Raw genomic sequence first — 6,785 nt, forward strand, 5'->3', positions numbered from 1 at the left:
CGGAGGGCGTTGTTGCGTTAAAGAGGGTAATAAGGGTGTCTCGCGGACTTATGCGCGTTGCCTGTTTTTCTTCAACAGCCATTTGGCCGTGAAATAAACGGCGGCAAGTATCGTCAGCCCAAGGATGGCGTATTTGATGTATTCGCCATACTCATTGATTTTATCCACCAACTGGTCTTCGGGCACAAAGGTGTGCAACCACCAGCCCAATATGGCCAAGATGCTGTGCCATGCCCCCGCACCGATCGTGGTGTAGAGCAGAAACTTCCAATAGTGCATCTTCGACAGACCGGCCGGAATGGAGATGAGATGGCGGATGCCCGGGATGAGACGGCCCGTCAGCGTAGCCACCACACCGTGGTCGTAGAAATATTTCTCGCTCTTCTCCACCTTCTCTTGGTTGAGCAGGCAGAGATGTCCCCACCGGCTGTTGGCAAACTTATAGATGATGGGGCGGCCGAGCCAGTAGCCGGCAGCGTAGTTGATGGACGCGCCAACGTCAGCTCCGAGCGTGGCGAAGAGCACCACGAGCCAGATGTCAAGATTGCCACCGGCCGCATGATAGGCTGCGGGAGACACCACGAGTTCCGAAGGTACGGGTATCACCGTGCTCTCAAGGAGCATGAGGAGGAATATGGTGCCGTAGTTGAGGTTGCCCAATAGGGAGGTAATCCAGTTCATTGTTTGTTTTCTATGAAATAATGGTAATAATCTTCCGGATTGAGACTTTCCGGAAAGAGGTCGCCAAGCACTTGCCGCGTGGTCTGCGGACTACGTTCCACGGATGCCTTGAGATAGTGCAGAAAGGTTTCCATGTCGTTTTTAGCCTCGGCACACCGTGCCAGATAGGCACAAGCTATGTCGCCTGCTTCGTTGCCGTCGGCCTCCAATATCTTCTCAAACATGCCCTTCGCCGTGTCGGGATAGCCATTGTCATAGACCGACATGGCCACGTGTAGGAACACCGAAAGGTCGTTTTCCGCCATCTGCATGGCTTTGGCAAAACAGACCAGTGCCTTACGCAGCTGTTTGTTTTCGAGCAGCACATGGCCTTTCAACACCAGTAGTTCGCTTGTCTCCATCCCCATCAGTTCCTCCATCCGGCCGATATAGCCAAGAGCCTCTTTTTGTTTGCCGAAGTGACTCAGCACGAAAGCCAACTGTTTGTATATCTCCGTGAGATTGGGAGAGTCTGCTTTTGCCCGGCTCTCGGCCATGCGCAACTGCTCAAGTGCCTCTTTCTCGCGTCCCTGTGTGAGCAAGGTGATACCCTTGAGCATATAGCCCAGTTCGTCGTCAGGCTCCAGGCGGGCATAGCGGTCGAAGTATTCAAGTGCCTCTTCCCAGTTGCCCAGTGCAAAGAGCGCATTGGCCTTGTTGAGGAGTGCATCCGGATCGGTAGGGTCGATGGCTATCGAGAACTCGCTGCTTTCGATGGCGTGAGCATAGTCGTTTTCCAGAAACTGCGACGTGGCCAGCTGGTTCCAGTAGTGCGTGGAGTAGGGATTCTCGTCGAGCAGTTCGTTGTAGATGCGCTTGCTGTACTCGGTGTTGCCCTTGCTGAGGGCGATGCGTGCCGAGAGATCCTTATAGTCGGAGTCGGCTTTGTCGGCCCCCGATCGCTTGAGCCACTTGTCAGCGAGCGCGAAGAGTTCGTAGTCGGCAAAGAGCGTGGCCACATCAAGACAGAAGTCGACCTGTTCTTCCTCGTCGTCGAGCATGGCATATTGTTCCGTGAGAAACCTGTCGGCCTCTTTTTCCCGCTTTTGGAAGACCATTATCTCAGCCGCCATGTAAATGTAGTCCGGGTCGTCCGTTTCATCCACCCGGTCGATGAGTCGGCGTGCCTTTTCTGCGTCCTGCTCTTTGATCAGTGCGATGCGGGCACGAAACACCAGCGGCAGCGTGGCCCCCGGAAAGAGTTCGAGAGCATAGTCTATCGCACCAAGGGCCTCGTCGAGCCTCCCTTTGGCATGATAGTATTCCGCGATGTCAGTCAGGTCGTCCGCTTCGAGGTAGATACTTTCTCCTGCCGCCCTGCTTTGTTCGTAGCGCCGGAGCATCTCCTTGAACTCACCGGTGTCGAAATATTCGTCTGTCCGCATGTGTTTTTATCCCTCCGGATGCTTCCGGAGGGTTGAGTTTTACTTATTTTGTTTGGCCCACGTGTCTTTCAGACCTACGGTCTTGTTGAACACGAGGTGGTCGGTCGTGGAGTCTGGGTCGGCCATGAAGTAGCCGATGCGCTGGAACTGCAAGTATTCTCCCGGCTTCTTCCCGGCAGCATATTCCTCCACGTAGCAGTTGTCATACACGTGCAACGACTCGGGATTGAGCAATTCGCGGAAGTCACGCTCGTCGGCCGAAGGATTTTCCACATTGAACAGCCGGTCGTAGACCCTCACTTCCGCCTTGCGGCAGTGGCCGGCACTCACCCAGTGGAGCGTGCCCTTCACCTTGCGGTTGGCTCCTTCGAGTCCGCTCTTGCTCTGCGGGTCATACTCGGCCTGAATCTCGGTGATGTTCCCCTCGGCATCTTTTGTGCATCCGATGCACTTCACGATGTAGGCATTCTTCAGTCTCACCTCCTTGCCCGGTGTCATGCGGAAGAACTTCTTGGGTGCATCCTCCATGAAGTCTTCACGCTCTATCCAGAGATTGCGCGAGAAAGTGATGCTGTGCGTGCCGTCGGCCTCGTTTTCGGGATTGTTCACCGCCTCCATTTCCTCGGTCTGTCCTTCGGGATAGTTGGTGATGACAAGCTTCACGGGATTCATCACCGCGCTCACCCGGCAGGCCTTCTTGTTGAGGTCTTCTCGCACACTGGCTTCGAGCAGCGCCATGTCGTTGAGCGCGTCAAACTTAGTGTAGCCTATCGAGTCGATAAACATGCGCACGCTTTCGGGCGAATAGCCGCGGCGACGCATACCGCACAGTGTGGGCATACGCGGGTCGTCCCATCCGCTCACGAGATGTTCGTCGACCAGCGTGTGGAGCTTGCGCTTCGACATCACTGTGTAGGTCAGGTTCAGGCGGTTAAATTCTATCTGTCTTGGGCGGTTGTCCTTGAGGTTGTCCGCCGTGCCGTCCATCTCCTTCAGGAAGTCGATGAAGAGGTCGTAGAGCGGGCGGTGGGGCACAAACTCCAGCGTGCAGATGGAGTGGGTCACGCCCTCAAAGTAGTCGCTCTGCCCGTGGGCGAAGTCATACATGGGATAGGTGTGCCACTTCGTGCCCGTGCGGTGGTGGGGTGTTTGTATGATGCGGTAGATGATGGGGTCGCGGAAGTGCATGTTGGCGTTGGCCATGTCGAGTTTGGCACGCAGCACCATCGAGCCTTCCACGGCTTCGGGCGTGTTCATCTGCTCGAAGAGCGCGAGACTCTCCTCCACGGGGCGGTCGCGATAGGGCGATGCCGTGCCCGGCGTGGTGGGCGTACCTTTCTGTTGGGCTATCTGTTCCGAGGTCTGCTCGTCCACGTAGGCCTTGCCCTGCTTGATCATCCATACGGCAAACTCCCACAGCCGCTCGAAGTAGTCGCTGGCATAGTAGATGTTGCCCCACTTGAAGCCCAGCCACGAGATGTCGTGCAGGATGTTCTCCACGTATTCGTTGTTTTCCTTGCTCGGGTTGGTATCGTCAAACCGCAGATTGCACACCCCGTTGTATTTTTCTGCCACACCGAAGTCCATGCAGATGGCCTTGGCGTGTCCGATGTGCAAGTATCCGTTGGGTTCCGGGGGGAAACGGGTCTGGATTCGTCCGCCGTTCTTCCCTGCGGCAAGGTCTTCTTCAACGAACTGTTCCACGAAACTCAGACTCTTTTTCTCTTCGTTCAGTTTTTCTTCTGTCACTGCCATAAATGTACCTTATATATATTATGTCTGCAAAGTTACAGCAATTTGCGTGAAGAACAAAATAAAACTTCTTTTATTTTTACTTCCTCGTGTGCCATCCGTTGTGCCCGGCGGCCCGTGGAGGCCATCGGTGGCAGTCACAGCCGATGGAGGGGAGGCAAAGTGTGGTCGGTTGTTAAATTCAGTTATAAAACCGATTGTTTTCTATTGGAAACTTGTTGGTGTCGAAAAGAATATGTACTTTTGCAAAAGTTTCCATTAGAATATAAACTTAAAGCATTATATATGAAGCATTTAATCATAGGTGGAGTGGCCGGAGGAGCCACCGCTGCCGCCCGTATCAGGCGTGCCGACGAGCAGGCGGAAATCGTGATGATAGAGAAAGGGAAGTACATCTCCTACGCCAACTGCGGTCTACCTTATTATATAGGTGGCACCATCGCCGAGCGCGAGAAGTTGTTTGTGCAGACTCCTGAGTCGTTCGGGCGGCGTTTCAACATTGATGTGCGCGTGGAAAATGAGGCCACGGCCATCGACACCGCCGCCAAGACTGTGACCGTGCGCCGCCGCGACGGGTCGGAATACACCGAGACCTACGACCGCCTGCTGCTCTCGCCGGGGGCCGTTCCCGTGCGTCCGCCCCTGCCGGGCATCGACCTTGAGGGCATCTTCACCCTGCGCAATGTGGCCGACACCGACCGCATCAAGACCTATCTTGACACCCACAGCGTGCGCGAGGCCGTGGTGGTGGGCGGTGGATTCATCGGACTGGAGATGGCCGAAAACCTCCATGCCGCCGGTGCGCGGGTGTCGGTGGTGGAGATGGCGCAGCAAGTGATGGCACCCGTAGACTTCTCGATAGCCTCGCACGTGCATAGCGAACTGATGGGGCAGGGTGTAGACCTCTATTTAGGCAAGGGCGTGGCGCGTTTTGAGCAGGCCGACGGCCGTCTTGCCGTGTGTCTCGCCACGGGCGAACGCATCGCGGCCGACCTCGTGTTGCTCTCCATTGGCGTGCGCCCGGCCACCGAGTTGGCCGCCTCTGCAGGCATCGCCCTCGGCAGCCGTGGCATCCGCGTGGACAGCTATCTGCAAACCTCGGCCCCGGATGTCTATGCCGTGGGCGACGCCATCGAGTTTGCCCATCCGCTCACCGGGCAACCGTGGCTCAACTATCTGGCCAATCCTGCCAACCGTCAGGGGCGCATCGTGGCCGACAACATGGTGTTTGGCAACCATACAGAGTATGAAGGGGCCATCGGCACATCCATCGCCAAGGTGTTCGACCTCACCGTGGGTTCCACCGGTCTGCCTGCCAAGCGTCTCAAGCAGGAGGGCATCGACTACCGCAGCAGCATCACCTGTTCGCCGTCACATGCCGGCTACTATCCCGGCTCTTTCATGCTGACCACCAAACTCACCTTCGACCCCGTCTCGGGCAAGCTCTACGGGGCCCAGTGCGTGGGCCACGAGGGCGTGGACAAGCGCATCGACGAGGCGGCACTCGTCATCAAGCAAGGGGGCACGGTGGACGATCTCATCCGTCTCGAGCACACCTATGCGCCGCCTTTCTCGTCGGCTAAAGACCCCATTGCCATCGCCGGCTACACGGCCCGTAACATCATCAGTGGGGCGATGCCCATCGTGTGGTGGCGCGAGATAGATGCGCTCGACCGCTCGCAGGTGACGCTCGTCGACGTGCGCACCCCCGAGGAGTATGCCCTTGGCACGCTCCGCGGAGCGGTCAACATTCCGCTTGACGACCTGCGGGAGCGTCTTGGCGAGATTCCGGCCGACCGTCCTGTGGTGCTCTTCTGCGCCGTGGGCTTGCGCGGCTACCTCGCACAGCGCATCCTCATGGGCCGGGGCTTCAAGGATGTGCGCAACCTCTCGGGCGGCTACAAGACCTATCAGTTGGCCACGCAGCCCGTCGTGAACAGCAGGTCCGGGGCGTGCGGTGCGGCCGAGAATTGCGGCACGCTGCTTCCGCCGGCCACGGGAGCCCCGCAGCCGGGCATCATCAGGGTTGATGCCTGTGGACTGCAATGTCCCGGCCCCATCATGAAGTTGAAGCAGGCGGTCGACTCGATGGCCGAGGGCGACTGCGTGGAGGTGACGGCCACCGATGCCGGATTCCCCCGCGATGCGCGGGCGTGGTGTGCCTCCACGGGCAATAGCGTCGAGGCTGCCCATGCCGAGGGAGGCCGCCACACGGTCATCATCCGCAAGGGGGCACCGCAGGCTCCGGTCGCAGCGGCTGCCGGGGAACGGAACAAGACTTTCATCATGTTCAGCGACGACCTCGACCGCGCACTGGGCACCTTCGTGCTGGCCAACGGGGCGGCGGCCACTGGCCGCAAGGTGTCTATCTTCTTCACTTTCTGGGGGCTCAACGTGATCAAGAAAGAGCACAAGCCGGCCGTCAGGAAAGACATCTTCGGTCGTATGTTCTCTTGGATGCTGCCCTCCGACTCGCGGCGGCTCAAACTCTCGAAGATGAGTATGCTGAGCATCGGCGACCGGATGATGCGCTACATCATGCGCTCCAAGAACATCTATTCGCTTGAAGAAATGCGCCGGCAGGCTCTCGACAACGGGGTGGAGTTTATCGCCTGTCAGATGTCGATGGACATGATGGGCATCGTGCAGGAGGAGTTGCTCGACGGCGTGACCATAGGGGGCGTGGCTACTTATATGGAGCGGGCCGAGCAGGCTAATGTGAATTTGTTTATATAAAGGGGGGCCTCCCCCAACCCCTCCGAAGGAGGGGAGCCCCGGATACCCCGTGCGGACTTGCTGGGTGGGGGCTTTGATTCCGATGAAATGATAAATGACTGAACTTTCACAAGTTCAGCAGGAGTTAAAGGAGAAGTTCCTTGAGCGATAGCGAAAAAAGGAGTGAAAGGGAGAAGTGCCTTGAGCGTAAGC

General features: G+C 57.5%; 4 protein-coding genes. 1 reads left to right on the top strand and 3 read right to left on the bottom strand.

Translation table 11 applies throughout. The features are described 5' to 3' along the window. Positions 1 to 48 precede the first annotated feature (48 nt). Genes HMPREF6485_RS12405 through HMPREF6485_RS12415 form a run of 3 tightly spaced genes read right to left on the bottom strand, consistent with a single transcriptional unit; the run spans position 49 to position 3,860 of the window. A complete protein-coding gene (locus tag HMPREF6485_RS12405; RefSeq protein ID WP_004343249.1) occupies positions 49 to 681 on the bottom strand; it encodes a DedA family protein in 633 nt (210 codons plus the stop codon). Continuing rightward, entirely contained in the window at positions 678 to 2,105 is a 1,428-nt protein-coding gene (locus HMPREF6485_RS12410) for a tetratricopeptide repeat protein (protein WP_004346917.1), read from the bottom strand. Before HMPREF6485_RS12410 ends, HMPREF6485_RS12405 begins: the two co-directional genes overlap by 4 nt. A 39-nt stretch (positions 2,106 to 2,144) precedes the next feature. Continuing rightward, entirely contained in the window at positions 2,145 to 3,860 is a 1,716-nt protein-coding gene (locus HMPREF6485_RS12415; protein ID WP_004346918.1) for a glutamine--tRNA ligase/YqeY domain fusion protein, read from the bottom strand. A gap of 282 nt (positions 3,861 to 4,142) precedes the next feature. Between HMPREF6485_RS12415 and HMPREF6485_RS12420 the strand changes: the two genes are divergently transcribed. Continuing rightward, positions 4,143 to 6,593, top strand: coding sequence for an FAD-dependent oxidoreductase (locus tag HMPREF6485_RS12420; RefSeq protein WP_044126113.1), 2,451 nt, complete (start codon positions 4,143 to 4,145; stop codon positions 6,591 to 6,593). The last annotated feature ends 192 nt before the right edge of the window (positions 6,594 to 6,785 follow it).

This window comes from Segatella buccae ATCC 33574 (assembly GCF_000184945.1).
Taxonomy (GTDB): domain Bacteria; phylum Bacteroidota; class Bacteroidia; order Bacteroidales; family Bacteroidaceae; genus Prevotella; species Prevotella buccae.

What these genes read in the sequence shown, in the direction of transcription:
- HMPREF6485_RS12415 (WP_004346918.1), bottom strand. Translation starts at nt 3,860, where the DNA reads ATGGCAGTGACAGAAGAAAAACTGAACGAAGAGAAAAAGAGTCTGAGT.
- HMPREF6485_RS12420 (WP_044126113.1), top strand. Translation starts at nt 4,143, where the DNA reads ATGAAGCATTTAATCATAGGTGGAGTGGCCGGAGGAGCCACCGCTGCC.
- HMPREF6485_RS12405 (WP_004343249.1), bottom strand. Translation starts at nt 681, where the DNA reads ATGAACTGGATTACCTCCCTATTGGGCAACCTCAACTACGGCACCATA.
- HMPREF6485_RS12410 (WP_004346917.1), bottom strand. Translation starts at nt 2,105, where the DNA reads ATGCGGACAGACGAATATTTCGACACCGGTGAGTTCAAGGAGATGCTC.